The sequence below is a fragment of the Burkholderia sp. Bmkn7 genome, assembly GCF_041103175.1.
Classification (GTDB): domain Bacteria; phylum Pseudomonadota; class Gammaproteobacteria; order Burkholderiales; family Burkholderiaceae; genus Burkholderia; species Burkholderia cepacia.
Genome location: NZ_JBGCUH010000003.1, coordinates 3,253,093 through 3,279,816, shown reverse-complemented (window position 1 = coordinate 3,279,816; position 26,724 = coordinate 3,253,093). Strand labels below are relative to the sequence as shown.

Annotated in this window: 26 protein-coding genes; 14 read left to right on the top strand and 12 right to left on the bottom strand. The window is 69.2% G+C overall.

The window, feature by feature from the left end:
* Positions 1–40 precede the first annotated feature (40 nt).
* The 3 genes from AB3K92_RS36840 to AB3K92_RS36830 all read left to right on the top strand — a co-directional run bounded on the left by AB3K92_RS36840 (position 41) and on the right by AB3K92_RS36830 (position 3,372).
* Entirely contained in the window at positions 41–637 is a 597-nt protein-coding gene (locus tag AB3K92_RS36840) for a pilin (protein ID WP_021160197.1), read from the top strand.
* 153 nt (positions 638–790) lie between these two features.
* Positions 791–2,569, top strand: coding sequence for a Wzy polymerase domain-containing protein (locus AB3K92_RS36835; RefSeq protein WP_048025011.1), 1,779 nt, complete (start codon positions 791–793; stop codon positions 2,567–2,569).
* Positions 2,570–3,021: 452 nt separating this feature from the next.
* On the top strand, positions 3,022–3,372 hold the full coding sequence (locus AB3K92_RS36830) for a TonB family protein (protein ID WP_048025009.1): 351 nt from the start codon (positions 3,022–3,024) through the stop codon (positions 3,370–3,372).
* Between the two features lie 126 nt (positions 3,373–3,498).
* On the opposite strand, the gene AB3K92_RS36825 is transcribed toward AB3K92_RS36830, so the two are convergent.
* Both AB3K92_RS36825 and moaC read right to left on the bottom strand, forming a co-directional pair.
* A complete protein-coding gene (locus AB3K92_RS36825; protein WP_369466778.1) occupies positions 3,499–4,704 on the bottom strand; it encodes a hypothetical protein in 1,206 nt (401 codons plus the stop codon).
* 91 nt (positions 4,705–4,795) lie between these two features.
* Complete coding sequence (gene moaC / locus AB3K92_RS36820; protein WP_021160201.1) at positions 4,796–5,284, bottom strand: cyclic pyranopterin monophosphate synthase MoaC; 489 nt, start codon at positions 5,282–5,284, stop codon at positions 4,796–4,798.
* 273 nt (positions 5,285–5,557) lie between these two features.
* Here moaC and AB3K92_RS36815 point away from each other — a divergent pair, with 273 nt between their 5' ends.
* The gene (locus tag AB3K92_RS36815) at positions 5,558–7,252 is read left to right on the top strand and encodes a M48 family metalloprotease (RefSeq protein WP_060342193.1); all 1,695 of its coding nucleotides are present in this window, start codon (positions 5,558–5,560) and stop codon (positions 7,250–7,252) included.
* Positions 7,253–7,291: 39 nt separating this feature from the next.
* On the opposite strand, the gene AB3K92_RS36810 is transcribed toward AB3K92_RS36815, so the two are convergent.
* The 6 genes from AB3K92_RS36810 to AB3K92_RS36785 form a co-directional block, all read right to left on the bottom strand.
* Positions 7,292–7,879, bottom strand: a complete 588-nt coding sequence (locus tag AB3K92_RS36810; RefSeq protein ID WP_027789222.1) for a DUF2946 family protein — start codon at positions 7,877–7,879, stop codon at positions 7,292–7,294.
* Positions 7,872–8,909, bottom strand: a complete 1,038-nt coding sequence (locus AB3K92_RS36805; RefSeq protein ID WP_021163738.1) for a hydrolase — start codon at positions 8,907–8,909, stop codon at positions 7,872–7,874. Before AB3K92_RS36805 ends, AB3K92_RS36810 begins: the two co-directional genes overlap by 8 nt.
* 33 nt (positions 8,910–8,942) lie before the next feature.
* The gene (locus AB3K92_RS36800) at positions 8,943–9,389 is read right to left on the bottom strand and encodes a nuclear transport factor 2 family protein (RefSeq protein ID WP_006749968.1); all 447 of its coding nucleotides are present in this window, start codon (positions 9,387–9,389) and stop codon (positions 8,943–8,945) included.
* A gap of 115 nt (positions 9,390–9,504) precedes the next feature.
* On the bottom strand, positions 9,505–10,542 hold the full coding sequence (gene waaF / locus AB3K92_RS36795) for a lipopolysaccharide heptosyltransferase II (protein WP_027785312.1): 1,038 nt from the start codon (positions 10,540–10,542) through the stop codon (positions 9,505–9,507).
* A 146-nt stretch (positions 10,543–10,688) separates the two neighbouring features.
* Positions 10,689–10,883, bottom strand: coding sequence for a zinc-finger domain-containing protein (locus AB3K92_RS36790; RefSeq protein ID WP_006749970.1), 195 nt, complete (start codon positions 10,881–10,883; stop codon positions 10,689–10,691).
* A 50-nt stretch (positions 10,884–10,933) separates the two neighbouring features.
* The gene (locus tag AB3K92_RS36785) at positions 10,934–11,857 is read right to left on the bottom strand and encodes a branched-chain amino acid transaminase (protein WP_011353071.1); all 924 of its coding nucleotides are present in this window, start codon (positions 11,855–11,857) and stop codon (positions 10,934–10,936) included.
* A gap of 205 nt (positions 11,858–12,062) precedes the next feature.
* On the opposite strand from AB3K92_RS36785, the gene AB3K92_RS36780 reads away from it, so the two are divergent.
* The 3 genes from AB3K92_RS36780 to AB3K92_RS36770 all read left to right on the top strand — a co-directional run bounded on the left by AB3K92_RS36780 (position 12,063) and on the right by AB3K92_RS36770 (position 14,615).
* The gene (locus AB3K92_RS36780) at positions 12,063–12,818 is read left to right on the top strand and encodes an AzlC family ABC transporter permease (RefSeq protein ID WP_048025000.1); all 756 of its coding nucleotides are present in this window, start codon (positions 12,063–12,065) and stop codon (positions 12,816–12,818) included.
* Positions 12,815–13,138 (top strand): AzlD domain-containing protein, encoded by a 324-nt coding sequence (locus AB3K92_RS36775; RefSeq protein ID WP_021163740.1) that lies wholly within the window; start codon positions 12,815–12,817, stop codon positions 13,136–13,138. Before AB3K92_RS36780 ends, AB3K92_RS36775 begins: the two co-directional genes overlap by 4 nt.
* A 280-nt stretch (positions 13,139–13,418) precedes the next feature.
* Positions 13,419–14,615: a phosphoglycerate kinase gene (locus AB3K92_RS36770; RefSeq protein ID WP_048024998.1), complete on the top strand. Its 1,197-nt coding sequence runs from the start codon at positions 13,419–13,421 to the stop codon at positions 14,613–14,615.
* 157 nt (positions 14,616–14,772) lie between these two features.
* Here AB3K92_RS36770 and AB3K92_RS36765 read toward each other — a convergent pair whose 3' ends face one another.
* On the bottom strand, positions 14,773–14,901 hold the full coding sequence (locus AB3K92_RS36765; protein WP_021164118.1) for a hypothetical protein: 129 nt from the start codon (positions 14,899–14,901) through the stop codon (positions 14,773–14,775).
* On the opposite strand from AB3K92_RS36765, the gene pyk reads away from it, so the two are divergent.
* The 6 genes from pyk to AB3K92_RS36735 all read left to right on the top strand — a co-directional run bounded on the left by pyk (position 14,900) and on the right by AB3K92_RS36735 (position 21,703).
* A complete protein-coding gene (gene pyk / locus AB3K92_RS36760; protein ID WP_021164117.1) occupies positions 14,900–16,336 on the top strand; it encodes a pyruvate kinase in 1,437 nt (478 codons plus the stop codon). The genes AB3K92_RS36765 and pyk overlap by 2 nt on opposite strands.
* A 316-nt stretch (positions 16,337–16,652) precedes the next feature.
* Positions 16,653–17,717, top strand: coding sequence for a class II fructose-bisphosphate aldolase (gene fba / locus AB3K92_RS36755; RefSeq protein WP_021164116.1), 1,065 nt, complete (start codon positions 16,653–16,655; stop codon positions 17,715–17,717).
* 233 nt (positions 17,718–17,950) lie between these two features.
* The gene (locus AB3K92_RS36750) at positions 17,951–18,841 is read left to right on the top strand and encodes a phosphoribosylaminoimidazolesuccinocarboxamide synthase (protein ID WP_021164115.1); all 891 of its coding nucleotides are present in this window, start codon (positions 17,951–17,953) and stop codon (positions 18,839–18,841) included.
* Between the two features lie 16 nt (positions 18,842–18,857).
* A complete protein-coding gene (purE, locus tag AB3K92_RS36745; protein ID WP_021164114.1) occupies positions 18,858–19,379 on the top strand; it encodes a 5-(carboxyamino)imidazole ribonucleotide mutase in 522 nt (173 codons plus the stop codon).
* A 90-nt stretch (positions 19,380–19,469) separates the two neighbouring features.
* Entirely contained in the window at positions 19,470–20,663 is a 1,194-nt protein-coding gene (locus tag AB3K92_RS36740) for a 5-(carboxyamino)imidazole ribonucleotide synthase (protein WP_059586715.1), read from the top strand.
* An 11-nt stretch (positions 20,664–20,674) separates the two neighbouring features.
* A complete protein-coding gene (locus AB3K92_RS36735; protein ID WP_021164112.1) occupies positions 20,675–21,703 on the top strand; it encodes an L-threonylcarbamoyladenylate synthase in 1,029 nt (342 codons plus the stop codon).
* An 85-nt stretch (positions 21,704–21,788) separates the two neighbouring features.
* On the opposite strand, the gene AB3K92_RS36730 is transcribed toward AB3K92_RS36735, so the two are convergent.
* The 3 genes from AB3K92_RS36730 to dacB form a co-directional block, all read right to left on the bottom strand.
* Positions 21,789–22,934, bottom strand: coding sequence for an SGNH/GDSL hydrolase family protein (locus AB3K92_RS36730; RefSeq protein WP_021164111.1), 1,146 nt, complete (start codon positions 22,932–22,934; stop codon positions 21,789–21,791).
* Between the two features lie 95 nt (positions 22,935–23,029).
* Positions 23,030–23,944 carry a sterol desaturase family protein gene (locus AB3K92_RS36725; protein WP_060306342.1) on the bottom strand — a complete coding sequence of 305 codons (915 nt, stop codon included), beginning with the start codon at positions 23,942–23,944 and terminating at the stop codon, positions 23,030–23,032.
* 396 nt (positions 23,945–24,340) lie between these two features.
* Complete coding sequence (dacB, locus tag AB3K92_RS36720) at positions 24,341–25,873, bottom strand: D-alanyl-D-alanine carboxypeptidase/D-alanyl-D-alanine-endopeptidase (RefSeq protein ID WP_059485408.1); 1,533 nt, start codon at positions 25,871–25,873, stop codon at positions 24,341–24,343.
* 186 nt (positions 25,874–26,059) lie between these two features.
* On the opposite strand from dacB, the gene AB3K92_RS36715 reads away from it, so the two are divergent.
* Positions 26,060–26,722 (top strand): response regulator, encoded by a 663-nt coding sequence (locus AB3K92_RS36715; protein WP_021164091.1) that lies wholly within the window; start codon positions 26,060–26,062, stop codon positions 26,720–26,722.
* The last annotated feature ends 2 nt before the right edge of the window (positions 26,723–26,724 follow it).

The following is a 26,724-nucleotide window of genomic DNA, read 5'->3' as shown; positions in this document are numbered from 1 at the left end:
TGCCTTTAACGGCAGGCGTTTTTCGTTTCCGGAGCCTGCCATGTTCGAAGCCTTTTCCGTTTCCCTGTTCCGTCGTGTTGCCGCCGACCTGCGGCGCGCACATCGGTCGTCGCCGCGCTGGCGGCCGGCCGGCTTCACGCTGATCGAACTGATGATCGTGCTGGCGATCGTCGGCGTGATCGCCGCCTATGCGATTCCCGCGTACCAGGATTACCTTGCGCGCTCGCGTGTCGGCGAGGGGCTCGCGCTTGCGTCGTCCGCGCGGCTGGCCGTCGCCGACAACGCCGCGAGCGGCGCGGGCCTCGACGGCGGCTACAGCCCGCCGGCCGCGACCCGCAACGTCGAATCCGTCGCGATCGACGGCGAGACCGGCCAGATCACGGTCGCCTTCACCACGCGCGTCGCGGCGGCGGGCGCCAATACGCTGGTGCTCGTGCCGTCCGCGCCCGACAAGGCCGACGCGCCCACCGCACGCGTGCCGCTCAAAAAGGGCGCGATGCAGGCCGGCGCGATCGCGTGGGAATGCTTCGCCGCCGGCAAGGGCGCGTCGTCGCTGCCGGCGCCGGGGGCCGGGCCGTTGCCGGGCGATGCCGCTACGCTGCCTGCGAAATATGCGCCGGCGGAGTGCCGCGCGTAGTGCCGGCAGCGGAGCAGGGCGGCACGGGCAGCATGCCGGCCGCCGCTTCGGTCGGCCGGGGCGGCCGCCCCGCGCCGGGGCGCGGCGCGAAGGCCCCGCACAGAGGGGGGAAAGTTTTGTATAGTGCGCCGGTTGCTGACATCCGGTTCGCTCATGCCTTCTACTTTTTCCCGTTCGTTGCCGCTCGTTGCGCTGGCTGTCGCCCTGATCGTGCCGTACGCGATCACGAATCACACGTATCCGATCCCGACCTTCTATTCCGAGTTTTCCGCGCTGGTGCTGTATCTGCTGGTGGGGGTGTCCGTCGTGCTGCTCGCGCGCACCGGTCGCCCGGCCGAACCGTTCGCCGCACCGGCCGCGTTCGTTGCGCCGCTCGGGTTCGCGGCGGTGCTCATCGCGCAGGTCGTGCTGATCCCGCTCAAGGTGCCGTCGATGAACTGGCTCGCGGTCGGCTATCTCGCCGCCGCGCTGGTCGCGATGCAGGCAGGCTTTACGCTCGCGCGCGACGGGCTGGCCGAGGCCGTGTCGCGGATGATGGCCGGCGCGCTGCTCGTCGGCGGCGTGTTCGCGGTCGGCACCCAGATCGTGCAGTTGTTCCACCTCGAGTCGGCGCTGTCGCCGTTCGTCGTGGTGTACAACGTCGCGGTCGATCGCCGCCCGTACGGCAACATGGCGCAGGCGAACCATCTGGCCAGCTACATCGCGTTCGCGCTTGCGGGCGCGCTGTATCTCGTGCAGACGCGCCGGCTCGCGGTATGGGCGTGGCTCGCGCTGTCGCTGGTGCTGTCGGTCGGTCTTGCGCTGACGGTGTCGCGCGGGCCGTGGCTGCAGGTCGCGGTGATGGTCGTCGCGGGCTTCTGGATGGCGTGGCTCGAATCGCGCCGCGCGCCGGGCAATGCGCGCGCGTGGCTGATCCCCGTCGTGCTCGCGGTGGCGTTCATCGCGGTGAACGTCGCGGTGCGCTGGGCCAACGTGCACTATCACCTGAACCTCGCGGAATCCGCGGCCGACCGGATGCGTGACGCGGGGCAGATCGCGCCGCGCCTCGCACTGTGGAAGTACGGGCTCGCGATGTTCCGCGAGCACCCGCTGCTCGGCGTCGGCTGGGGCGAGTTCCCGTCACACCAGTTCGCGCTCGTGCGCTCGCTGGGCGGCGTCGAGATCGCGAACAACTCGCACGACATCTTCATCGACCTGCTCGCGAAGTCCGGCCTCGTCGGCCTGGGCGTGCTCGTCGTTGCGCTCGTGACGTGGTTCGTGCGTGCGGTGCGCGCGCCGCAGTCGAGCATGCGCGTGTTCGGCTTCGCGCTGATCGGCATCCTGCTGATGCATGCGCTGGTCGAGTATCCGCAGCAGTACATGTTCTTCCTGTTGCCGGCGATGTTCGTGATCGGGCTGCTCGACGTGAAGCCGCTGCGTTTCCTGCCGGGGCGCGCAGCCTTCGGGCTGTTCGCGGTGCTGTCGGTCGGCGGCGTGCTGGCGGCGGTGCCCGTGCTGCGCGACTACCAGCGCGCGGAAGTGCTGTATTACGGCAGTGATCCGGCCGCGCAATACCGCGACGCGCCGTCGTTGCTGTTCGGCGCCTGGGGCGAATACGGCGCGGCCACGCTGCTCCCGATTTCGGCGGACGACCTGCCGGCCAAGCTCGCCGCGCACGAGCGCGCGATCGCGCTGCTGCCCGGCGAAACGGTGCTGCGCCGCTATGCGGTGCTGCAGGCACTGGCCGGCCGCGAAGCCGACGCGCTCGACACCGTCGCGCGCCTGCACGTGTTCGCCAAGGAGCTGAAGGACTGGCCGCAACAGCTGGCGGCGCTGTACAAGCTGTGCGACCAGCAACCGGCGCTGAAGACGTTCAAGGCGGCGGTCGTCGCGAAATACGGCGAAGTTCCGGCCGACGCGGCCGACGACGAGGACGACGACGATTCGGATTGATACGCGCGGCCCCAGCCGGAACGGGAAATGCCGGCAGGGGCCGTGCCGTGCGGGAGCAGTGGCGCGTGCCGAACGCAACCGCGCGGTGTGAACCGGGCGAATCCGGCGCGTATCGATTACCTCGTGGATTGAGCGGATTCCGGCTGAAGGCGCGGCGATTCGCGTCAACCATTGTCAAATCGCCGCCGCTCGCCGGGCGGCGCGTGCACAATGCGCGAAAGCGCTCGCGTGCCGGCCCGTGTGGGTCAGGGGCGGCGCGAACACCGGCAACACCGGGCTATCCGGGAAGTCCGCCACGCAGGATCGCGGCCGAGCATCGATCGGCCGTGCGGCCGTAACGGGGCGCCGGTCCGATGGCCGCGGCGCGGTGTGACGCATGCGATGCGGCCGGGCGATGTTCCCCGGCGCGCTGCGCGTTCGTCCGCAACAGTGCTGAAGAACGATATTCGACCATGGCTATTCGCTCGACCTACCTGATCCTGCCCGCCGTCGCGATGCTGTTTTCCGGCTGCGCGATGCTGTCGTCGTCGCAGGAAAGCAAGCTGACCTGCCACATCCCGCGCGCCGTTTATCCGGATACCGCGAAGCCGCTCACGCGCCAGGCGACCGTGCTCGTGCGCGCGCTGATGACGACGTCCGGCGAAGCGCAGAACGTCACCGTGACGACGAGCAGCCGTAATGCGGCGGCCGATCGCGCGGCCGCCGACGCGATGACGCACGCAACCTGCGTGCAGACGGGCGCGACCGCGAATCCGTTCCTACTGACCCAACCGTTCGTGTTCGAGCCGCAGCGCGGCAAGTGATGCGCGGGCGGCGCGGCGTGGCGTGCGTGCCGGTTGCCGTCCGGTATGGTCTCCTGCCGACTCCTTCGTGGCGCATGGCCGCCGAATGTCGCCGCGCGCGGCCGTCGGGCCGCGCGTGCCCGACGTTCAGTGCCGCGGCATCAGGTTCGCGCCGCGGCAAGCCGGCTCGGCCGCCGTGCTCAGCCCGAGCAGCGTGAACCCGTTGCGTTCCTGGCGTATCTGCGCATAGTGCCGCGCAACCGTTTCCCCGGTATCGCCCGTCAGATCGAGTTCGACCTGAAAGCGGTCCTTGCTGTCCGAGCAACTGCGCACCGGGCCGTACTCGAACCCGGTGCCGGGCGCCTTGCGGGCCTTGTCGAACGCCTGCCGGCCCTTTAGCGCGGCAGCCGCGGCGGCGGGTTCGCTCCATTCGCGCGCCTGCGCATCGTTCACATTCAGCCATTCGTCGACGAAATCGCGGCCGTTGAGCGCGACGGGTTGTACGCGCTGCACGGTGCCGCCGTCGACGCGATAGCGGAAGACGCCTGGCCGCGTCAACAGTTCGCTGTCCATCGAGCTGACCGTCGCGCGCACCTCGAAGCCGTCGGGGCGCACCTTGAACCGGATCGGGTTTTCGTCGAGCACGTAGCTGTTCTCTGCATGGAACAGCACGCGTTGCGCGGTCGGGCCGTTGGCCGGTGCGACCACATCCGCGGCGAACTGGCTCCAGCGCGACGCGCACCACGGCGTGCCGTGGACGACCGCGACCTGCCCGCCGGGCAGCGCCGAGAACCAGAAGCCGCTGCCATACGCGCCGCCGATGTCCTTGTAGTCGTCGGCCTGCCAGCGCAGCACGCGCCGCCAGCCGCCGTTTTCCCATGCGTAGGCGGTCAGCAGGTTGTCGTCGCCGCATGCGATGTCGAAGCCGGCGCGCACGAAGAGCAACGGGCGGGACGTGCCGCCGCGTTCGACGTCGACGTCCGGAATGCGGCCGAACGCCGATTCGCCGTCTTTCGGCTGGACGGGCCGGGCCGGCACGCCGAGCGCGGCTGCGAGCGTGCGTTTCAGCGCGGCCGGGTCGACCTGTTCGTCACTGCAGGCGAGCCGCGCATCGATCGCGCCGGCGAGCGCCTGCTTGTACGCACGCAGCGCGTCGCGCAGCGGCGGCGAAATCTCGACGCCGGGCCCGTCGCTCGGCGGATTGCGGACCTGCTGTACACGGTGTTGCGCGTCGATGGCCGCGCGTGCGGCGGTGTCGGCGGCGGGGCAGGCGCCGGCGGCCGATGCGGCGTCCGGCAGCAGGAGGAGCGCGCACAGCAGCGGCGCGGCGCATTTCAGCGTGAGATTCTTCATGAATGAGGCGTTTTTCTGGTTTTTATCGTTCGAACGGGGCATCGCTACGGCCGGCGCTGCCCCGTGAATGGCGGTTTGTTACCGCCGGCGGTCAACCCGCGACGTCTTCGGCCTTCCAGTCTCCCGACTTCCCGCCGCGTTTCTCGCGCACGCTCACGTCGCTGATCACCATCCCGCGATCGACGGCCTTGCACATGTCGTAGACGGTCAGCAACCCGACCTGCACGGCGGTCAGCGCTTCCATCTCGACGCCGGTCCGGCCGAACGTCTCGACCTGCGCGACGCAGTGGACGCCCGGCAGCGTGTCGTCGAGCTCGAAATCGACGGCCACGCGCGTCAGCGCGAGCGGATGGCACAGCGGGATGAGGTCGGCCGTGCGCTTGGCGCCCTGGATGGCGGCGATGCGCGCGACGCCGAGCACGTCGCCCTTCTTGGCCTTGCCGTCGCGGATCAGCGCGAACGTGGCCGGCAGCATCCGGATCGTGCCGCGCGCGATCGCGATGCGTTGGGTTTCCTGCTTGCCGCCGACGTCGACCATGTGCGCATGGCCGGCGGCGTCGAAATGGGTGAGTCCTGACATGTCATGCTCCAGTGGAACGGCGTGCTTGCACAAGCACGTCCGTCGATCCTGCTTCGCGATCGGGCAGCGCGCGGCATCCGAAACCGGCTCCCCGACCCGATGCAACGCTTCAACGGGCGCTTATCATAGCAGCGGCGTTCGCGTCGCCGGAGCGCAGATGGCACCGGCGCGGCACGGGACAGTCATCGCGGCGCCGGTACAATGGCCCGAATATTCAGACCAAACGCCGCGATGCGCGCCCGGCGCGCGGGACGGCGTCGTTTTCATCCTGCCATGCGTGTCAAACAGTTGCTTGCCGTGTCGCTGTCGGTGGCGCTCGCATTGCCGCCGAGCGGCCATGCACAGCGTGCGTCCGCACCGCCGCTCGAAGCGGCGGCCGACGGCGCCCGCTCGATTTCCACCGTGCCGTCCGGCATCGCGGCCGGCGTATTCGGTACGTACGGCGGCGCGGAGAGCCGGTTCTCCGACGCGGGCAGCGCATCGGCACCGGCCGCGAGCCTGCGCGCGCCGCTGCGCGCGCTCGAGCTGCCCGACCTGGGCGACGGCTCCGGCGGTTCGCTGACGCCACAGGCCGAGCGCCGGCTCGGCGAGCGGGTGATGCGCGAAGTGCGGCGCGATCCCGACTACCTCGACGACTGGCTCGTGCGCGACTACCTGAATGCGATGGCGGCGCGGCTCGCGGCTGCGGCGGCCGCGCGCTTCATCGGCGGCTACACGCCGGACTTCGACCTGTTCCCGGTGCGCGATCCGCAGATCAACGCGTTCTCGATGCCGGGCGGCTTCATCGGGATCAACAGCGGGCTCGTCGTCACGACGCAGACGGAGTCGGAACTCGCGTCGGTGGTTGGCCACGAGATGGGCCACGTGCTGCAGCGGCACATCGCGCGGATGATCGGCGCGAACGAGAAGACCGGCTATACGGCGCTCGCGACGATGCTGCTCGGCGTGCTGGCCGGCGTGCTCGCGAGAAGCGGCGACCTCGGCAGCGCAATCGCGGTGGGCGGGCAGGCGTACGCGGTGGACAACCAGCTGCGCTTCTCGCGTTCGGCCGAGCGGGAGGCCGATCGCGTCGGCTTCCAGTTGCTCGCGGGCGCGGGCTACGACCCGTACGGGATGCCGGGTTTCTTCGAGCGGCTCGATCGCGCGTCGATGGGTGATGCGGGCGTGCCCGCGTATGCGCGCACGCACCCGCTGACCGGCGAGCGGATCGCCGACATGGAGGATCGCGCGCGCCGCGCGCCGTACCGGCAGCCGCGCCAGTCGCCCGAATACGGGTTCGTGCGCGCGCGGCTGCGGGTCCTGCAGAACCGCGTGCCGACCGACATCGCGGCCGAAGCGCGCCGGATGCAGTCCGAGATCGACGATCGCACGGCGCCGAACGTCGCGGCGAACTGGTACGGCATTGCGCTCGCGAACGCGCAGCTCGGCGAGTACGACGCGGCCGGCAAGGCGCTCGCGTCGGCGCGCACCGCGTTCGACGCGCGCGAGCGGCGCGAGGACGATCCGGCGACGAGTTCGCCGAGCCTCGACGTGCTGGCCGCCGACATCGCGCGCCGTGCGGGGCGCACCGACGAAGCGGTGCGGCTCGCGGCGCTCGCGCAGCGGCGCTGGCCGGCGTCGCACGCGGCGATCGTCGGGCATCTTCAGGCGCTGATCGCGGCGCGTCGTTTCGCCGACGCGCAGGCGCAGGCGCGCGCGCAGGCGAAGGCCGACCCCGAGCAGCCGGACTGGTGGGACTATCTCGCGAAGGCGAGCGACGGCAAGGGCGACGTGCTGGCGCGGCGCCGCGCGCTCGCGGAGAAGCTTGCGCTCGACGGCGCGTGGCCGTCTGCGATTCGTCAGTTGAAGGAAGCGCGCGACGCGAAAGATGTCTCGTTCTACGAGCAGTCGATGATCGGCGCGCGGCTGCTGGAATTCGAGGCGCGCTACAAGGAAGAGCGCGAAGACGAGAAGAACGGCCGCGGTTAGCGTCCGGCGCGCGCCGGGCGCGCGCGCAGCCGCTGCGGGTCAGGCGTCGCCGCCGGCCGCGTCGCGGGCCTGTCGTGCCGGGCTGGCGACGTAGCCGAACCGCGCAGGCACGTCCGCGCAGACGATGCTGCCGAGCGGCAGCGTGCGGCCGTCGCGCCAGCGCAGTACCGGCGGTGCGGCGTCGAAATCCGCGTGATCGGCGAACAGCCCGAGATCGTGGTCGTGCAGCGCCGCGATGCGCGGCGCCGTGCCGGCCGAGCGAAACAGCACGCCGCCCGCGTCGTCGAGCCAGGCTTCGTCCGGTTCGAACGGCGTACCGGTCTGGTCGGTGAGCGCGAGTTGCCCGTCGCGTTCGGCCAGGCGGACGACCCACGGCGTATAGGCAAGCTCGACGTACACGCGCTGCGGTCCGTTCTGGAAGAACCACTGGCCCTGCGCGTCGCATTCGTAGTTGCGGCCGATGAACGCGTTCAGCGCCGCATGCCGGATCGGCGAGCCGAGCTCGCCGGCCGCCTGGGCCGCGTCGTCGCGCAGCCGCCATTCGCCGCGCCGGTCGAGCAGCAGCCAGCCGGTACAGTGCGGCACGTTCGGCCATTTGGCGAGGGCCTGCCTGACGATGTCATCCATGGTCGACGAATTTGGAGCAATAGCCGAACACCCGCGCCGACAGCCAGTCGAGACGGCCGGGGAACGGCCCGGTCATGAATCCCGCGTGTCCGCCGTCCGCGGGCTGGTCGAGCTCGACGGCCGGCGATACGTCGGCCGGGCCGGGCAGCGCGGACTCGGGCAGGAACGGGTCGTTGCGGGCGTTGAGGATCAGCGTCGGCACGTCGATCTCCGGCAGCAGCGGCCGGGTCGTCGCCTTCGTCCAGTAGTCGTCCGCGTTCGCGAAACCGTGCAGCGGGGCGGTCACGACCTCGTCGAAGTCGCGCATCGTCACGGCCTGCAGCATCGCTTCACGGTCGAACAACCCCGGATACTGGTCGAGCTTCGCGAGTGCCTTGCGCTTGAGCGTCTTCAGGAAGCTGCGCGTGTAGACCATCGCGAAGCCTTGCGACAGCGCGCGCCCGCCCGCGTGCACGTCGATCGGCGTCGAGATCGCGGCGGCGGCGCGCAGGATCGACGTGTCGCTGCGATGCTCGCCGAGCCAGCGCAGCAGCACGTTGCCGCCGAGCGACACGCCGGCCGCGACCAGCGGCCCGCGATGCTGCGTGGCGAGCCGGCGCAGGATCCAGTCGACTTCGGCGCTGTCGGCGAGATGGTAGAAGCGCGGCTGGCGGTTGATCTCGCCGCTGCAACTGCGAAAGTGCGGGACGACCGCGTGCCAGCCCTTCGCGCGCGCGGCGGCCATCATCGCGAGCGCGTAGTGCGAGCCCGAGCTGCCTTCGAGGCCGTGGAACAGCACGAACAGCGGCGCATCGGGCGGCGGCGCCGCGCTGTCGAGATGCGCGACCCAGTCGAGATCGATGAAATCGTGGTCGGGGGTTTCCCATCGCTCTCGTCGGTAAGCGACGGCCGGGCGCCGTGCGAACAGCGCGGGCACGATGGTCTGGGCATGGCTGTTCGGCAGCCAGCGCGGTGCGCGATAGCGCGATGAATCGTCGTTGGGGGCCGGGGCCCCGGTCAGCGGCGAGGTGGGCGGAGAAGCCGTACTCATGATCGCCCCGCTAATGCGTTGCTTCGTTCTTCGTCAGTGCAGCGGACCCTGCCCGTGACGGATCTTCGCGGCGAATTGTCCGGCCGCCTGTTCGGGAATCGGGCTCGCGTGAATATGCGCGATGCGCCACTCGCCGCGCTCGTGAATCATCACGTACGTGGCGAAAACCATGTCGGGTTCGGCCGTCAGGTCGGCCTGCTGATGCGCTTCGGCGATCGTATAGACGACCGTGCCGAGGCTGTCGTACACACGGATGTCGAGCGGCTCGATCGTCACGGGGCGCGTGGCGAGCCGGTTGGCGAGCCCGCTGCGGATCTGGTCGAGGCCGTGCAGATGCTCGCCGTCCGCCCATACGCAGCTGGCGAAATCCTCGTCGATCCACAATCCCAGCAGCGCGTCGAGATTGGCATCGGCGACGGCCTGGTAGTAGGCGTTCAGCGTATCGGCGGCGGCTTCGAAGAGGCGGGCAAAACGTGGCATCGGGGTTATCTCTCGCGCGCGTCGCGCGCCGTATTCAGCACGGCGGCCCGGATGGAGCCGCCGTACACCGGTGAATCGGATTGCCCGGCGCGTCGTGCGACGCTGCCGGCCAGGGTCAGCGTTGCCCGACGAGCATGCCGCGCAAATCGCCGAATACCTGCTCGGGACCGAGTTCGCGCAGGCACTTCAGGTGGCCGAGCGGGCACTCGCGTTCGAAGCAGGGACTGCATTCGAGATGAAGCCATTGTACCTTCGCCAGGTCCGACAGCGGAGGGGTGTGGCGCGGATCCGTCGAGCCGTACAGCGCGACGAGCGGCCGGCGCAGCGCGGCGGCGACGTGCATCAGCCCCGAATCGTTGGTGACCACCGCGTTCGCACGCGCGATCAGCGCGCATGCCTCCGACAGCGACGTCTGCCCGCACAGGTTGCGCACGTTCGGCGCGTGGTCGGCGATCGCCTGCGCGGCCGCGGCGTCCTTCTGCGAGCCGAGCGCGACGATCTGCGTGTACGGGAACGACTGATGGACGATGGTGGCGAGCGACGCGAAGTGCTCGGGCGGCCAGCGCTTGGCCGGGCCGTATTCCGCGCCCGGGCAGAACACGACGAGCGGCTTGCGCGTATCGAGGTTGAAGCGCGCGGACACGCGCGCCGTCTCGTTCAGGTCCGCGTCGAGGCGCGGCGCGGGCAGCGTCTTCATCGACTCGGGCAGCTTCGCGCCCGGCGCGTACGCAAGCGCCGCGTAGTGGGTCGTCATCGGCGGCCGCTCGCCCGACTTGGTCGGGTTCGCGTGCCGCACGTTCAGCAGCCCGTAGCGGTGCTCCCCCGTGTAGCCGATCCGCAGCGGGATGTTCGCGAGCCACGGGATCACCGCGGACTTCAGCGAATTCGGCAGCACGTACGCCGCGTCGTAGCCGACGTCGCGCAGGTCGCTCGCGAGCTGCCAGCGGCGCAGCAGCTGCAGCTTGCCGTGCGCGAGATCGGTCGCGTAGACATCGTGGATCTCGGGCATCCGTTCGAGCACGGGCGCGACCCACGAGGGCGCGACGGCATCGATCGCGATGCGGGGATGGAGTTTCTTCAGCAGCGCAAAAAGCGGCTGCGCCATCAATGCGTCACCGATCCAGTTCGGTGCGATAACCAGCGCTCGACGCATCAGGTCGACTTCCGATGTCTTGATGAAGCGCGGCGCCCAGGCGCCGCGTTCGGGTTGCCAGAATGGAGAACGGCGGCGCGCCGGAAGCCCGGCTGCGCCGCCTTGGGTCGGCGGGCCTGCAAGCCTGCAGGCCCGGCCGCCGGGGCTCAGTGGCCCTTGACGACCTCGCCGTCGCGCAGCTTGTAGCGCGTGCCGCAGTACGGGCAGCGTGCTTCGCCGTGCGAGACGTCGATGAAGACGCGCGGGTGCGCGCTCCAGCGCGCCATGGCCGGGTTCGGGCAGTACGCGGGAAGATCCTTGGCCGTCAGCTCGACCAGCGGCATTTCCTTGATTTCACTCATGAGACTTTCTCTTATCACTCTTTTGTGGGGCGGTCGGTGGCGCGGCGCGCTCAGACCTTCGTCAGCCAGTGCGCGTACTTCGCGTTCTTGCCCGACACGATATCGAAAAACGCCGACTGGAGCTTTTCCGTGACGGGGCCGCGCGCGCCGCTGCCGATCGTGCGGTTGTCGAGCTCGCGGATCGGCGTGACTTCAGCGGCCGTGCCGGTGAAGAACGCCTCGTCGGCCGTGTAGACCTCGTCGCGCGTGATGCGCTTCTCGATCACCTCGATGCCGGCGTCCTTCGCGAGCGTGATGACCGTGTCGCGCGTGATGCCGTCGAGGCACGACGACAGGTCGGGCGTGTACAGCTTGCCGTTGTTCACGAGGAAGAAGTTTTCGCCGGAGCCTTCCGACACGTAGCCGTCGACGTCGAGCAGCAGCGCCTCGTCGTAGCCGTCGGCCGTTGCTTCCTGGTTCGCCAGGATCGAGTTCACGTACCAGCCCGACGCCTTCGCGCGGACCATCGACACGTTCACGTGGTGGCGCGTGAACGACGACGTCTTCACGCGGATGCCCTTCGCGAGGCCTTCCTCGCCGAGGTACGCGCCCCACGGCCAGGCGGCGATCGCGACGTGGATCGTGTTGCCCTTCGCGGCCACGCCGAGCTTTTCCGAGCCGACCCAGATGATCGGGCGCAGGTAGCACGACTCGAGCTTGTTCTCGCGCACGACTTCCAGCTGCGCGGCTTCGAGCGTTTCCCGGTCGAACGGCACGTCCATCTGGAAGATCTTCGCCGAATTCAGCAGACGTTTCGTGTGCTCGTACAGGCGGAAGATCGCGGTGCTGCCGTCAGCCGACTTGTACGCGCGCACGCCCTCGAAGACACCCATGCCGTAGTGCAGCGTGTGGGTCAGGACGTGGATCTTGGCGTCGCGCCAGTCGATCAGCTTGCCGTCCATCCAGATCTTGCCGTCGCGGTCGGCCATTGACATAGGATTCTCCTGGGAAGCAGTTGTACAGCGGGTTGTATGCAGCGTTGAGCCGGAAAGACGCTTATTTTAGCGTCATTTGCCGGCGATCCGGTCGGTCGGCACGGGGCCGGCGCTATAATCGCCCGGTACCGATTCCAATAACGACGGGTCGTACCGGCAGGAGGCGCCGGCGGCCCGACGAACCGCCCGCCGCGGCCCGCTTCCCATGCTCGCTCGATTGTCCGCCACCGACCGCTTCGCGCTGATCCAGGGCGCGCGCGACTATTCCCCGACGCTGATGGCGATTCTCTCGTGGGGGCTCGTCACCGGCATCGCGATGAGCAAGTCGGTCATGACACTCGCGCAGGCGAGCGCGATGTCGCTGCTGGTCTACGCGGGCTCGTCGCAGCTCGCGGTGCTGCCGCTCCTCGCGGCGAAGCTGCCGATCTGGACCATCCTGCTCACGGCCGCGATGGTCAACACGCGCTTCGTGATCTTCAGCGCCGGGCTTGCGCCCCATTTTTCCTACCTGCCGCTGTGGCGGCGCCTGGCGATCGGCTATTTCAACGGCGACGTGATCTACCTGCTGTTCCAGAAACAGGGCTTCGCCTACGGTCATGTGCCCGGCAAGGAAGCGTATTTCTGGGGGATGGCGCTCGCGAGCTGGCTGTCCTGGCAGGTGTCGTCGCTCGCCGGCATCCTGCTCGCGAGCTTCTTCCCCGCGAGCTGGGGGCTGGAGCTGGCCGGCACGCTCGCGCTGATCCCGATCATGGTGTCGGCCGTCGCGAACCGCTCGACGCTCGCGGCCGTCGCGGTCGCGGGCATCGTGGCGCTGGTCGCGTTCGACCTGCCGTACCGGCTCGCGCTGCCGCTCGCGGTGCTCGCCGCGCTCGCGGCCGGCTGCACGGCCGACTTCTTCGTCGAACGGGCCGACTGGCGGCGCATCCGCACCGAAACCGTGCACGAGAAGGAGATCGAATGAGCGCGACGGAGATCTGGATCGTCATCATCGGGATGACGATCGTCACGGCGGTCACGCGCGCGCTGTTCCTGATCGGCGGCGAGCGCACCGTGCTGCCCGAACGCGCGCAGCGCGCGCTGCGCTACGCGCCGGCGGCCGCGCTCGTCGCCGTCGTGCTGCCCGACGTGCTCGAAACGCCGGCCGGGCTGTCGTTCGCGCTGTCCAACCATCCGTTCTACGCGGCGCTTGCCGGCCTCGGCTGGTTTTTGTGGCGCCGCAGCATGCTCGGCACGATCGTCGTCGGGATGCTCGTGTTCACCGCGCTGCGCGTGATCTTCTGATGAGCCGCCGTTCAGGCCCGCCGGGCTCCGGCCGCTCGCGCAGGTGCATTGCTGCGTTGCGGCAATGTGTCCGTTCCCGCGCGCGATCCCAAATAGGCGGAATTCGCCGCCGCACGGGTCAGTCTGCCAGGTGGATCGGCTAGAATGCCCGTTCGAGATTTTTTACCCGTGCGCGTCATGCGAACCGCCAGCCACGGCCGCATCCGGCGCCCTTTCGCGGCAGCCCGCGCACGTCCAGCGTGAACCCCCTTTCCCCATCCACTACTTCAATCTGTTCAACATGAGCCAAGTCAAGCGTCTTACCGACCTGATCGCCGCCGGCCAGCTCGCCGGCAAGCGGGTATTCATCCGCGCCGACCTGAACGTCCCGCAGGACGACCAGGGCAACATCACCGAGGACACGCGCGTGCGCGCGTCCGTGCCGGCCATCCAGGCCGCGCTCGACGCCGGCGCGGCCGTGATGGTCACGTCGCACCTGGGCCGCCCGACCGAAGGCGAATTCAAGCCGGAAGATTCGCTCGCGCCGGTCGCGAAGCGCCTCGCCGAGCTGCTCGGCCGTGACGTGCCGCTCGTCTCGAACTGGGTCGAGAACGGCGTGAACGTCGCGCCGGGGCAGGTCGTGCTGCTCGAGAACTGCCGCGTGAACAAGGGCGAGAAGAAGAATTCGGACGAGCTCGCGCAGAAGATGGCGAAGCTCTGCGACGTGTACGTGAACGACGCGTTCGGCACCGCGCACCGCGCGGAAGCGACCACGCACGGGATCGCGAAGTACGCGCCGGTCGCGTGCGCGGGTCCGCTGCTGGCCGCCGAACTCGACGCGCTCGGCAAGGCGCTCGGCAACCCGGCCCGCCCGCTGGTGGCGATCGTCGCCGGCTCGAAGGTGTCGACCAAGCTCACCATCCTGAAGTCGCTGGCCGGCAAGGTCGACCAGCTAATCGTCGGCGGCGGCATCGCGAACACGTTCATGCTCGCGGCCGGCCTGTCGATCGGCAAGTCGCTCGCGGAAGCCGACCTCGTCGCCGAGGCGAAGGCGATCATCGACGAAGCGCGCGAGCGCGGCGCGTCGGTGCCGATCCCGACCGATGTCGTGACGGCCAAGGAATTCTCGCCGACGGCCGTGGCCACGGTGAAGCAGGTCGCCGACATCGAAGCGGACGACATGATCCTCGACATCGGCCCCGATACGGCGAAGGCGCTCGCGAGCCAGCTCGAGAAGGCCGGCACGATCGTGTGGAACGGCCCGGTCGGCGTGTTCGAGTTCGACCAGTTCGGCAACGGCACCAGGACGCTCGCGGAAGCGATCGCCAAATCGTCCGCGTTCTCGATCGCGGGCGGCGGCGACACGCTCGCGGCCATCGCGAAGTACGGCATCCACGACCAGGTCAGCTACATCTCGACGGGCGGCGGCGCCTTCCTCGAGTTCCTCGAGGGGAAGAAGCTGCCGGCGGTGGAAGTGCTCGAAACGCGGGCGGCCTGAGCGTGGCGGCGCGCGCAGGGGTGACGAAGGCCGCGCGCTCCGCGAAAGCGGAGCAGCCGGCCGGCGCGGGCAAGCGCAAACGCGCGCCCGCGCGGGCGAACACCGCCCCGCGCGCACCGGCGGCCGCCGGCGACGCGGCCGAGCAGCACCACGAGATTCAGAACAAAGCGATGCCGGGCGCAAGCACCGGCACGCCCCCCGGAACGGCCGCCGCTGGGCCTGCCGCTTCCGGCTCTCGCAGCGTTTCACCCAGCGCATCCACCTTGATCCAGATGAGGAGTTTCATGCAGCGCGCCACCAAGATAGTCGCCACGATCGGCCCGGCTTCCAGTTCGCCGGAGATTCTGCTGCAGATGATGCAGGCGGGCCTCGACGTCGTGCGGCTCAATTTTTCGCACGGCACGGCCGACGATCACCGCCAGCGCGCCGAGATGGTGCGCGAGGCCGCCCGCAAGGTCGGCCGCGAGATCGCGATCATGGCCGACCTCCAGGGCCCGAAGATCCGCGTCGGCAAGTTCGAGAACGGCAAGACGACGCTGACGCCGGGGCAGCCCTTCATCCTCGATGCCGGCTGCGAGCTCGGCAACGACGAGCGCGTCGGCCTCGACTACAAGGAGCTGCCGCGCGACCTGAAGCCGGGCGACCTGCTGCTGCTGAACGACGGCCTGATCGTGCTGACCGTCGAGCGCGTGCTCGGCGACGAGATTCACACGATCGTCAAGGTGGGCGGCGAGCTGTCGAACAACAAGGGGATCAACCGCCAGGGCGGCGGCCTGTCGGCGCCGGCGCTGACCGCGAAGGACATGGAAGACATCCGCACCGCGATGTCGCTCGGCGCGGACCTCGTCGCGGTGTCGTTCCCGAAGAACGCGACCGACATGGAAATGGCGCGCCAGCTCGCGAACATCGCGGGCGCGCCGTACGGCATCAAGCCGAAGATGATCGCGAAGATCGAGCGCGCGGAAGCGATTCCGGCGCTGCAGAGCATCCTCGACGCGTCCGACGGCATCATGGTCGCGCGCGGCGACCTCGCGGTGGAAGTGGGCAACGCGGCCGTGCCGGCGCTGCAGAAGCGCATGATCCGGATGGCGCGCGAGTCGAACAAGCTCGTGATCACCGCGACGCAGATGATGGAGTCGATGATCCACGCGCCCGTGCCGACCCGCGCGGAAGTGTCGGACGTCGCGAACGCGGTGCTCGACGGCACCGACGCGGTGATGCTGTCGGCCGAGACGGCTGCCGGCAAGTACCCGGTCGTCACGATCGAGACGATGGCGGCCGTGTGCGTCGAGGCGGAGAAGTCGGAAGAGGTCGAGCTCGACAAGGATTTCCTCGACCGTACGTTCACGCGGATCGACCAGTCGATCGCGATGGGCGCGCTGTTCACCGCGTACCACCTCGGCGCGAAGGCGATCATCGCGCTGACCGAATCGGGCGCGACCGCGCTGTGGATGTCGCGTCACTACACGCACGTGCCGATCTTCGCGCTGACGCCGCGCGTCGGCAGCGAGCGCACGATGGCGCTGTACCGCAACGTGACGCCGCTGCACGTCGACTTCAACAGCGACCGCGATTCGGCGCTGCAGGCGGCGCTCGAGATCGTCGTCAAGCAAGGCTACGTGCAGCACGGCGACATGGTCGTGCTGACCGTCGGCGAGCCGATGGGGCAGGCGGGCGGCACCAACACGCTGAAGATCGTGCGGGTCGGCGAGCACTATTGAGCACCGACTGAGCATCGCGCCGGCCAGTGCGCCGGCCGCCCGGATCGGCTGAAAAATCGATCCGGCACCGTTTCATACGCGAAAGCCGCGTGGGGTCCGAAGCCCCACGCGGCTTTTTTTCTCTTTTTTGCCCGCATTGTGCCGTGCGAACGTAACAAATTGCGAGTCGGCGCCACCGGGCGGTCGGAATCGGAGGCGCTTCGCGATAAAATGCGGCTATTCGACGCTCAGCCGCGCCGCGCCACCCCGGTTCGAACGGGAGCGAGCGCCGCGCCGGCGTCAGGGCGCACCGGTTTTCATTCCAAGGAGTTCCACAATGCCTCTCGTATCAATGCGTCAATTGCTGGACCACGCGGCAGAGCACGGTTACGGCCTGCCGGCCTTCAACGTGAACAACCTGGAGCAGGTCCAGGCGATCATGGCGGCGGCGGACCAGGTCGGCGCGCCCGTGATCATGCAGGCATCGGCCGGCGCGCGTAAGTATGCGGGCGAGCCGTTCCTGCGCCACCTGATCGAAGCAGCGGTCGAATCGTACCCGCACATCCCGGTCGTGATGCACCAGGATCACGGCCAGTCGCCGGCGGTCTGCACGGCCGCGATCCGCAGCGGCTTCACCAGCGTGATGATGGACGGTTCGCTCGAAGCCGACGGCAAGACGGTCGCGTCGTACGAGTACAACGTCGACGTGTCGCGCAAGGTCGTCGAGATGGCGCACTCGATCGGCGTGACGGTCGAGGCCGAACTCGGCGTGCTCGGCTCGCTCGAGACGATGAAGGGCGACAAGGAAGACGGCCACGGCGCCGAAGGCACGATGACCCGCGAGCAGCTGCTGACCGATCCGGAGCAGGCCGCCGACTTCGTGAAGCTCACGCAGTGCGATGCGCTCGCGATCGCGATCGGCACGTCGCACGGCGCGTACAAGTTCTCGAAGAAGCCGACGGGCGACATCCTGTCGATCCAGCGCATCAAGGAAATCCACGCGCGCATCCCGAACACCCACCTCGTGATGCACGGTTCGTCGTCGGTGCCGCAGGAACTGCTGGCCGAGATCCGCGAATTCGGCGGCGACATGAAGGAAACCTACGGCGTGCCGGTCGAGGAAATCCAGGAAGGCATCAAGCACGGCGTGCGCAAGATCAACATCGACACCGACCTGCGTCTCGCGATCACCGGCGCGATCCGCCGCTACCTGTTCGAGAACCCGGGCAAGTTCGATCCGCGCGACTACCTGAAGCCCGCGCGCGAAGCGGCGAAGAAGGTGTGCGTCGACCGCTACCTCGCGTTCGGCTGCGAAGGCCAGGCCGGCAAGATCAAGCCGCTGTCGCTCGACAAGATCGCCGAGCAGTACAAGTCCGGCGCGCTCGCGCAGGTCGTGCGCTGAGACTGTAGTACGATTGCCCCCGCCCGGTACTGCCGCCGGGCAAGGGCTGGCCGCCCGGTTGCCGGATCCGATCCGGCCCCGGTAGCCGCTCCGTCCGGCCGAACAAGGGCCGGCCGGCAACCGCCGGGCGCCGTCGCCCGCCGGTTCGCCGACGTATTGCAAGACCGCCGTTCCCGCCTGCCGCGGGGAACGGCGTTTCCCTTTTTGTTTGGCTCCTTATCTGCGAAAAGACGATGTCTACCCTTTACGAATCCACGCTCCGCTCGCTGCCGCTCCTCGGTCGCGGCAAGGTCCGCGATAACTACGCGGTCGGCAACGACAAGCTCCTGATCGTCACGACCGACCGCCTGTCGGCATTCGACGTGGTGATGGGCGAGCCGATTCCGAACAAGGGCCGCGTGCTGAACCAGATGGCGAACTTCTGGTTCGACAAGCTCGCGCACATCGTGCCGAACCACCTGACGGGCGACGCGCCGGAAGCGGTCGTCGCGGCCGACGAGGTCGAGCAGGTGAAGGGCCGCGGCGTGGTCGTCAAGCGCCTCGAGCCGATCATGATCGAAGCGGTCGTGCGCGGCTACCTGGCCGGCAGCGGCTGGAAGGAATACCAGGCATCGGGCGCCGTGTGCGGCGTGCAGCTGCCGGAAGGCCTGCAGAACGCGCAGAAGCTGCCCGAGCCGATCTTCACGCCGGCCGCGAAGGCCGAGATGGGCGAGCACGACGAGAACATCACGTTCGAGGAAACCGAGCGCCGCATCGGCACCGAGCTGGCCGCAACCATTCGCGACATCTCGATCAAGCTGTACAAGGAAGCGGCCGACTACGCGGCGACGCGCGGCATCATCATCGCCGACACGAAGTTCGAATTCGGCCTCGACAACCACGGCAAGCTGTACCTGATGGACGAAGTGCTGACCGCCGATTCGTCGCGCTTCTGGCCGGCCGACCAGTACGAAGTCGGCACCAACCCGCCGTCGTTCGACAAGCAGTTCGTGCGCGACTGGCTCGAGGCGCAGCCGTGGGGCAAGACGGCGCCGGCACCGGCGCTGCCGGCCGACGTCGTCGAGAAGACGGCCGCGAAGTACCAGGAAGCGCTCGAGCGCATCACCGGCCAGGCGCTCGCCTGATCGAGGTCCATACGACATGAGCGAAATCCAGACTGCCCACACGCACAGCGCGCCGCTCGTCGGCGTGCTGATGGGTTCGAGTTCCGACTGGGACGTGATGAAGCACGCGGTCGCCATCCTGCAGGAATTCGGCGTGCCGTACGAGGCGAAGGTCGTGTCCGCGCACCGGATGCCCGACGAGATGTTCGACTATGCGGAGAAGGCCCGCGAGCGCGGGCTGCGCGCGATCATCGCGGGCGCCGGCGGCGCAGCGCACCTGCCCGGCATGCTGGCCGCGAAAACCACGGTGCCGGTGCTCGGCGTGCCGGTCGCGAGCAAGTACCTGAAGGGTGTCGATTCGCTGCACTCGATCGTGCAGATGCCGAAGGGCGTGCCCGTCGCGACGTTCGCGATCGGCGAGGCCGGCGCCGCGAATGCCGCGCTGTTTGCGGTGTCGATCCTGTCCGGCACGTCGACCGACTACGCGAACCGGCTCGCCGCGTTCCGCGTGCGCCAGAACGAAGCCGCGCACGCGATGGTGCTGCCGCCGCTGGAATGACGGCATGGCGCGCGGCCGCACGACGCGGCCGGCGCCGGATTTTTCCACTGCGGCGGGCATTTTCGCGTTCCGCCGCGACCGACCACTGACATGACCGCAACTCCTGATTCCGTTTCCCCGATCCTGCCCGGCGCGTGGCTGGGCATGGTCGGCGGTGGCCAGCTCGGCCGCATGTTCTGCTTTGCCGCCCAGTCGATGGGCTATCGCGTCGCCGTGCTCGATCCCGATCCGACGAGCCCCGCCGGCGCGGTCGCCGACCGCCACCTGCGCGCGGCGTACGACGACGAAGCCGCGCTCGCCGAACTGGCCGACCTGTGCGACGCGGTGTCGACGGAGTTCGAGAACGTGCCGGCCGCAAGCCTCGATTTCCTCGCGCGCACGACGTTCGTCGCGCCGGCCGGCCGCTGCGTCGCGGTCGCGCAGGACCGGATCGCGGAGAAGCGCTTCATCGAGGCGTCGGGCGTGCCCGTCGCGCCGCACGTCGTGATCGAATCGTCGGCGGCACTCGCCGCGCTCGACGATGCCGCGCTCGACGCGGTGCTGCCGGGCATCCTGAAGACGGCGCGCCTCGGGTACGACGGCAAGGGCCAGGTGCGCGTGAGCACCGCGCAGGAAGCGCGCGATGCACATGCGGCGCTGAACGGCGTGCCGTGCGTGCTCGAGAAGCGCCTGCCGCTGAAATACGAAGTGTCGGCGCTGATCGCGCGCGGCGCGGACGGCCGCTCGGCTGCGTTCCCGCTCGCGCAGAACGTGCATCACAACGGCATCCTCGCGCTGACGGTCGTGCCCGCGCCGGCCGCCGATGCCGCGCGCGTCGAAGAGGCGCAGCAGGCCGCCGTGCGGATCGCCGATACGCTCGGCTACGTCGGCGTGCTGTGCGTCGAATTCTTCGTGCTGGAAGACGGTTCGTTCGTCGCGAACGAGATGGCGCCGCGCCCGCACAACTCCGGCCACTACACGGTCGATGCGTGCGCAACGAGCCAGTTCGAGCAGCAGGTGCGTGCGATGACGCGCATGCCGCTCGGCAACCCGCGCCAGCATTCGCCGGCCGCGATGCTGAACATCCTCGGCGACGTGTGGTTCCCGAACGGTGCGGCCGATCCCGTCACGCCGCCCTGGGACACGGTCGCCGCGATGCCGGCCGCGCACCTGCACCTGTACGGCAAGGAAGACGCGCGCGTCGGCCGCAAGATGGGCCACGTGAACTTCACGGCCGAAACGCGCGACGAAGCCGTCGCCGCGGCCACCGCGTGCGCGCAGCTGCTGCGCGTGCCGCTCGACTGAGGCGCCGGCCGATGTCCATCGATCTCCCGAACGCCGTGACGGCCGCGCAGATCGACGCGGCCGCCGCGTTGCTCGACGCGGGCCAGCTCGTCGCCTTTCCGACCGAAACCGTCTACGGGCTCGGCGGCGACGCGGCGAATCCCGAGGCCGTCGCGCGCATCTACGCGGCGAAGGGGCGGCCGGCGAATCATCCGGTGATCGTGCACCTGCCGCCGGGCGGCGATCCCGGTTACTGGGCCGACGATCTGCCGGCCGATGCGCAGGCGTTGATCGATGCATTCTGGCCGGGCCCGCTGACCCTGATCCTGAAGCGTCATGCGCGCATTCCGGACGCCGTGAGCGGCGGCCAGGATTCGGTCGGGCTGCGCTGCCCGTCGCATCCGGTCGCGCAGGCGCTGCTGGCCGCGTTCAGCGCGCGGCGCGGCGGGCATGGCGGCGTGGCCGCGCCGTCCGCGAACCGGTTCGGCCATGTGAGCCCGACCACCGCGCAGCACGTACGCGACGAATTCGGCGACACCGTGCACGTGCTCGACGGCGGTGCGTCCGAAGTCGGCATCGAATCGACGATTCTCGACCTGTCGCGCGGTTTCCCGGCGCTGCTGCGCCCGGGCCACGTGACGCCGCAGCAGATCGCCGACGTGCTCGGCCGCGCGCCGAAGCTGCCGGACGGCAGCGACGCGACCGCGCCGCGCGCATCGGGCACGCTGAAGGCGCATTACGCGCCGCGCACGCCGCTCGCGCTGCTGCCGTTCGACACGCTCGAGCCGCTGCTCGCGGCCGCGCAAGCCGACGGCGAGCGTGTCGCGCTCGTCGCCCGTGCGTCGCGCGCGGGACGCTGGGCGCAGGCCGATGGCGTGCATTTCGTCGCGGCGCCGGAAGATCCGCAGGCGTATGCACGCGACCTGTACGGGATGCTGCGCGCGCTCGACCGCGCGCAGGTCGCACGCATCCTCGTCGAGAAGCTGCCCGAGACCGTCGAATGGATCGCGGTCAACGATCGTCTCGGCCGTGCGGCGGCCGCGTTCGAAGCGCGCGACTGACACGTCGACGGCTGATCCAGGAATGAAAAAAACGCCCGACCGGCGAACCGGTCGGGCGTTTCTGTTTGGGCGCGTGGCCGGCGGCTTACTTGCCGACGCCCGACTTCGCGATCTGCTGTTCGACGAACTGCGCGAACAGCGCGTGCAGGTGCGTCGTCGGGTGGACCGTGTCGGCGAACATGTAGGTCTGGTCCGCGTTCGCGACCGTGTAGGTCTGCGGCGAGCAGAACAGCGACGAGCCGAATGCGGTCGCGTTCGCGACGCCGTACTGCGTGGCGGCCTGGACCATCGCCTTCAGGTTGCAGGCGGTATCGGTGTTCGACACGCTGAAGCCGTTCGCCTTGTAGTTCGCCGCGATGCCGTCCTGCCACGTGAACGTGTCGAGCAGCGCGACCTTCGTCGTGTCGACCTTCAGCGCGGCCAGCGTGCCGGCGAGCGTCTGGTTGAACAGCCCCGACAGTTGCGTGAACGCGGCCTGCGTCGGCGCGCCGCCCTGCAGCGCGAGCGGCGTGCCGCCGATGTCCGGCACGTTCGATACGTACACGTGCGTCGCGCCTGCCGCGACGATCTGCTGGACGATGCCGCCGAGCTGCTGCGCGGCCAGGCCGATCGCCTGCGCCGCCGCGAGTTGCGCGGCCGGCGTGTTGCCTTGCGCCTGCGCGACCTGCGCCTGGTAGAAGATGTCGTTCGCGCCGCCGTTGACCAGCACGATCTGCCCGGCGTTGAAGCTGCCGTGCTGCGACAGGTATTGCTTGACCTGGTCGGCGATCGGCGTCGTGGTGGCCTGCGCGTAGTCGGCGTTCGGCACGCTCGCGTCCGCGTGACCGATACCCGGCTGCAACGTCACGCGCGAGCCGCCCTGTGCGTAGCCGAGACCGCCGGTGGCCTGCAGCGGAATGCCGAACCCGCCCTGGTTCGCGGGCTGCAGCGTGTCGCCGTAATACTGCGCGACGTTCTGCGTCCATACCTGGCCCGGGTTGGTCGTGAAGCGACCGCCGCCGAAGCCGAGCTTGATCTGCGAGTAGGTGCCCACGTCGGACAGGCTGTCGCCGAACGACACGACCTGCATCTTCACGCCCGACGGCGGCGTGTTCGACGCGCTGTTGTTGTTGTCGTCACCGCCGCCGCCGCATGCGGCGAGCAGCGCGAGCGCGGCGCCGGCGATCGCGACCTGCGCGGTGCGCAGCATGCGCTGCCGGGTGCGGGAAGCTGCGTGTTGTTGTGTCTGCATCGTTCGATCTCCTCGTAGATATGGCCTGATGTGTTTCTCATCTGCCGCGTGCCTGCTCGGTTCCGGGCTGCGCGGCGGCCGTTGGCTGAAACGGTTTATTGGTGACGCGCAGCCGCCGGCGGCACGGTGCGCGGATCGGGGTTCGCGGCCTCGGCAATCTGCGCATGATAAGCGCTCGCCCATTCGGGCGGGCCGAAAATCGCGCGCAGCTTGTTGCGCCATCCGTCGACGCGCAATGCGTCGCCGGCCATCGATATCCACTCGTGGAACGTCGCGACGAGCGGGTTGTTCGAGCCGAGCCGCTCGACGATCCCGTACCGCGGCGGATCGTCGGGCGTTTCCTCGACATAACTCCGGAACAGGCGATCCCAGATCACAAGGACGCCTGCGTAATTGCGGTCGATGTAGCGCGGATTGCGCGCATGGTGCGCACGGTGGATCGACGGCGTGTTCAGCACGTATTCGAGCCAGCCGAGCTTGCCGATCGCCTGGGTGTGCACGAAGAACTGGAACGCGAGGTTGATCAGCACGATGCCGACGACCTGCTGCGGCGGAAAGCCGGCGAACGCGAGCGGCAGCCAGAACACCCACATGCCCGCGACGGGGTACATCAGGCTCTGGCGGAACGCGGTCGAGAAATTCATCCGCTCGGACGAGTGATGCACGACGTGCGCGGCCCACAGCCAGCGCACGCGATGGCTCGCGCGGTGGAACACGTAGTAGAGGAAATCCTGCGCGACGAACAGCACCGCGAACGACAGCCAGCCGTCGTGCCACGTGAAAAGGCGGTAGTGCCGGTAGCAATACGCGTAGACGGGGATCACGAACAGCCACGCGATCTTGTCGGCGCCCTGGTGCATCAGCGCGAGCGCCGCGTTGCACAGCGTGTCGCGCCACGCATAGACATGGTCCTGCGCACGGGTGCGGGCGAGGTGCCAGGCCTCCCACGCGATGCAGAGCAGGAAGACGGGCGCCAGCGCGAGCAGAAGCAATTCGACGTCGAATCGCATGGGCGTGTCTCCTTCTTTCCCCTGCAAGCCTTGAGGCCGGGCGTATGGCCCGTTGTAGATATCGGTCAGGCCAACAGCCTACGCAATCGCCACGCGCTAGGCGAGGGGGCAGCGTAGAGGGTTCCCTCTGAGGACAGGGTTTCTACGGAAGCCGCGCGGCACGGGGCCGGGCGGTGTGGCCCTGTTTTGTGGGTGCGATCGGTGCGCGGTGTGTCGCGCGCGGGCGGCGGCAGCCGTTTCAAACCGGGGAGGGCGGGATTCCGTGCGCGGGGGCGCCTGCGGGCCGCCCCGATTGTCCGCCGGAGGGTCCCGTTGCGCGGTGCGGACCCGTGGCCGGTGCAAGCCGGCGCGGGCCGGCGGCCGGCGGCGCCGCGGCATGCCGCGGCGCGCGGATCGTCATTGCGCGCCGGCGTAGATCCATTCGAGCAGCGTGTCGTGCGCGGCGCGCGCGGCTTCCGCGTGATCGTTGTTGATGAAACTGACGACGATGTAGCTCTGGCCGTCGGCGCCGGCAACGTAGCCGGCGATCGCGCGCACGTCGCGCAGCGTGCCGGTCTTGATGTGCGCGTTGCCGAGCACGCCGGCGTTGGTGAGGCGGTTCTTCATCGTGCCGTCGATGCCCGCGATCGGCAGCGAATCGATGAAGGCCTGCGCGACGGGGCTCGCGTTCGCGGCCTGCAGCAGCGCGGCGAGCGACAGTGCGCTCACATGCTCTTCGCGCGACAGGCCCGAGCCGTTTTCGAGCACGAGGTCGGGCATCGCGATGCCGTTCTTCTGCAGGAACGCCTGGATCACGCGGCTCGACTGCTCGGGCGTTGCGGGCGGCTTGCCGCCGACCGCGCCGATCGTCAGGAACAGGTTGCGCGCCATCACGTTGTTGCTGAACTTGTTGATGTCGTAGACGATGCTGCCGAGCACTGGGCTGTGATGCACGGCGAGCGGCCGCGCGGTGGTCGGCACCTTGCCTTCGGTCACGGGCCCCGTGATCGTGCCGCCGTCCTGCTGCCACAGCGCGAGGAAGCCGCGCGCGAAGAACGTCGTGTGATCGAGGATCGCGAGGTTGGTCGTGTGCGCGCCGCAACGCAGCGGGTAGTCGCCGGCGAACGAAGCGGTCATGATCCCGCCGCCGGCCGTCAGCGTCGGTCGCGCGGCCGCGGCGGCCGCGCTGCACGAGCCCGAGCCTTCGACCAGCTGGTTGTCGATCGACAGGTCCGCGAGCGGCGGCAGCACGTCGACGGCCACCTTGCCGTCGTCGCCCGGCGTGACGGTGAACGACACGGCCTTGAACGCGTACAGCAGCGGATCGGGGCCGACGTTGTACGGCGCGCTCGCATCGTCGTCGAACGAAGGGAGATCGCGCGTCGTCGCCGCGAAGTAGCTCTTGTCGAGCACGAGGCCGCCGGCCACGCGCTTGACGCCGGCCTTGCGGAGCTTGTCGACGAGGTCGATCAGCTCTTCGGGCACGAGCTTCGGATCGCCGGTGCCCTTGATGTACAGGTTGCCCTGCAGCGTGCCGTCGGGGTCGACCGTGCCGTCCGTGTAGGCGGTCGTGCGCCAGCGGTAGTCGGGGCCGAGGATCGACAGGCCCGAGAAGGTCGTCACGAGCTTCATCGTCGAGGCGGGCAGCATCGGCCGGCTCGCATTCCACGCGATCAGCGGTTCCGGATCGCCGACGCGCTCGACGACGACGCTCATCGCCGACGCCGGCACCTTCGCGCGCTGCAGCGCGACGAGCACGGACGCCGGCAGGCCGGCCGCGCGCGCGGCCGGCGACACGACCGTGGTCTTGCGCGCTTCCTTGTGGGATTTCTTGCGGGCCTGCGCGGCAGGCGCGAAGGCGAGGGCCGTGCAGGTGGCGACGATGGCGGCCGCCCGCAGGCAGACGCGGGCGCGGGGGGCGAACCGGTTGGAAAGATCGGAAATCGGCATGAGCGAATACGGGGAAAGCACGACGTTCGGGCAGGGCGCGCGCGGCGCCAAAGCGCACATTGTAGAGACAAGTCCGGACAGCCCCCTTGCAATCCGCCTTTCTGTTGCATTGCACGGTGCCGCGCGCCGGGTTCGCGGCGCTACAATGGTCGGCGTGTTTGACTCGCCCCATGGATGCCTGTCCCGATGCGGATTCTGCTTGTCGAAGATGATCGAATGATTGCCGAAGGCGTGCGCAAGGCGCTGCGCTCGGACGGCTTTGCAGTCGACTGGGTGCAGGACGGCGACGCCGCACTGACGGCGCTCGGCGGCGAGACGTACGACCTGCTGCTGCTCGATCTCGGGCTGCCGAAGCGCGACGGCATCGACGTGCTGCGCACGCTGCGCGCGCGCGGGCTGGCGTTGCCGGTGCTGATCGTCACCGCGCGCGACGCGGTGGCCGATCGCGTGAAGGGCCTCGACGCGGGCGCCGACGACTACCTCGTCAAGCCGTTCGACCTCGACGAGCTCGGCGCGCGAATGCGCGCGCTGATCCGCCGTCAGGCGGGGCGCAGCGAATCGCTGATCCGCCACGGCGCGCTGACGCTCGATCCCGCCTCGCACCAGGTGACGCTCGACGGCGCGCCGGTCGCGCTGTCCGCGCGCGAGTTCGCGCTGCTCGAGGCGCTGCTCGCGCGGCCCGGTGCGGTGCTGTCGAAGAGCCAGCTCGAGGAGAAGATGTACGGCTGGGGCGAGGAGATCGGCAGCAACACGGTCGAGGTCTACATCCACGCGCTGCGCAAGAAGCTCGGCTCCGACCTGATCCGCAACGTGCGCGGGCTTGGCTACATGGTCGTCAAGGAAAGCTGACG

Bases quoted from the DNA above. Each gene is read 5' to 3' on its own strand.
- AB3K92_RS36840 (WP_021160197.1), top strand. From the start codon at position 41: ATGTTCGAAGCCTTTTCCGTTTCCCTGTTCCGTCGTGTTGCCGCCGAC.
- AB3K92_RS36835 (WP_048025011.1), top strand. From the start codon at position 791: ATGCCTTCTACTTTTTCCCGTTCGTTGCCGCTCGTTGCGCTGGCTGTC.
- AB3K92_RS36830 (WP_048025009.1), top strand. From the start codon at position 3,022: ATGGCTATTCGCTCGACCTACCTGATCCTGCCCGCCGTCGCGATGCTG.
- AB3K92_RS36825 (WP_369466778.1), bottom strand. From the start codon at position 4,704: ATGAAGAATCTCACGCTGAAATGCGCCGCGCCGCTGCTGTGCGCGCTC.
- moaC (WP_021160201.1), bottom strand. From the start codon at position 5,284: ATGTCAGGACTCACCCATTTCGACGCCGCCGGCCATGCGCACATGGTC.
- AB3K92_RS36815 (WP_060342193.1), top strand. From the start codon at position 5,558: ATGCGTGTCAAACAGTTGCTTGCCGTGTCGCTGTCGGTGGCGCTCGCA.
- AB3K92_RS36810 (WP_027789222.1), bottom strand. From the start codon at position 7,879: ATGGATGACATCGTCAGGCAGGCCCTCGCCAAATGGCCGAACGTGCCG.
- AB3K92_RS36805 (WP_021163738.1), bottom strand. From the start codon at position 8,909: ATGAGTACGGCTTCTCCGCCCACCTCGCCGCTGACCGGGGCCCCGGCC.
- AB3K92_RS36800 (WP_006749968.1), bottom strand. From the start codon at position 9,389: ATGCCACGTTTTGCCCGCCTCTTCGAAGCCGCCGCCGATACGCTGAAC.
- waaF (WP_027785312.1), bottom strand. From the start codon at position 10,542: ATGCGTCGAGCGCTGGTTATCGCACCGAACTGGATCGGTGACGCATTG.
- AB3K92_RS36790 (WP_006749970.1), bottom strand. From the start codon at position 10,883: ATGAGTGAAATCAAGGAAATGCCGCTGGTCGAGCTGACGGCCAAGGAT.
- AB3K92_RS36785 (WP_011353071.1), bottom strand. From the start codon at position 11,857: ATGTCAATGGCCGACCGCGACGGCAAGATCTGGATGGACGGCAAGCTG.
- AB3K92_RS36780 (WP_048025000.1), top strand. From the start codon at position 12,063: ATGCTCGCTCGATTGTCCGCCACCGACCGCTTCGCGCTGATCCAGGGC.
- AB3K92_RS36775 (WP_021163740.1), top strand. From the start codon at position 12,815: ATGAGCGCGACGGAGATCTGGATCGTCATCATCGGGATGACGATCGTC.
- AB3K92_RS36770 (WP_048024998.1), top strand. From the start codon at position 13,419: ATGAGCCAAGTCAAGCGTCTTACCGACCTGATCGCCGCCGGCCAGCTC.
- pyk (WP_021164117.1), top strand. From the start codon at position 14,900: ATGCAGCGCGCCACCAAGATAGTCGCCACGATCGGCCCGGCTTCCAGT.
- AB3K92_RS36765 (WP_021164118.1), bottom strand. From the start codon at position 14,901: ATGAAACTCCTCATCTGGATCAAGGTGGATGCGCTGGGTGAAACGCTG.
- fba (WP_021164116.1), top strand. From the start codon at position 16,653: ATGCCTCTCGTATCAATGCGTCAATTGCTGGACCACGCGGCAGAGCAC.
- AB3K92_RS36750 (WP_021164115.1), top strand. From the start codon at position 17,951: ATGTCTACCCTTTACGAATCCACGCTCCGCTCGCTGCCGCTCCTCGGT.
- purE (WP_021164114.1), top strand. From the start codon at position 18,858: ATGAGCGAAATCCAGACTGCCCACACGCACAGCGCGCCGCTCGTCGGC.
- AB3K92_RS36740 (WP_059586715.1), top strand. From the start codon at position 19,470: ATGACCGCAACTCCTGATTCCGTTTCCCCGATCCTGCCCGGCGCGTGG.
- AB3K92_RS36735 (WP_021164112.1), top strand. From the start codon at position 20,675: ATGTCCATCGATCTCCCGAACGCCGTGACGGCCGCGCAGATCGACGCG.
- AB3K92_RS36730 (WP_021164111.1), bottom strand. From the start codon at position 22,934: ATGCAGACACAACAACACGCAGCTTCCCGCACCCGGCAGCGCATGCTG.
- AB3K92_RS36725 (WP_060306342.1), bottom strand. From the start codon at position 23,944: ATGCGATTCGACGTCGAATTGCTTCTGCTCGCGCTGGCGCCCGTCTTC.
- dacB (WP_059485408.1), bottom strand. From the start codon at position 25,873: ATGCCGATTTCCGATCTTTCCAACCGGTTCGCCCCCCGCGCCCGCGTC.
- AB3K92_RS36715 (WP_021164091.1), top strand. From the start codon at position 26,060: ATGCGGATTCTGCTTGTCGAAGATGATCGAATGATTGCCGAAGGCGTG.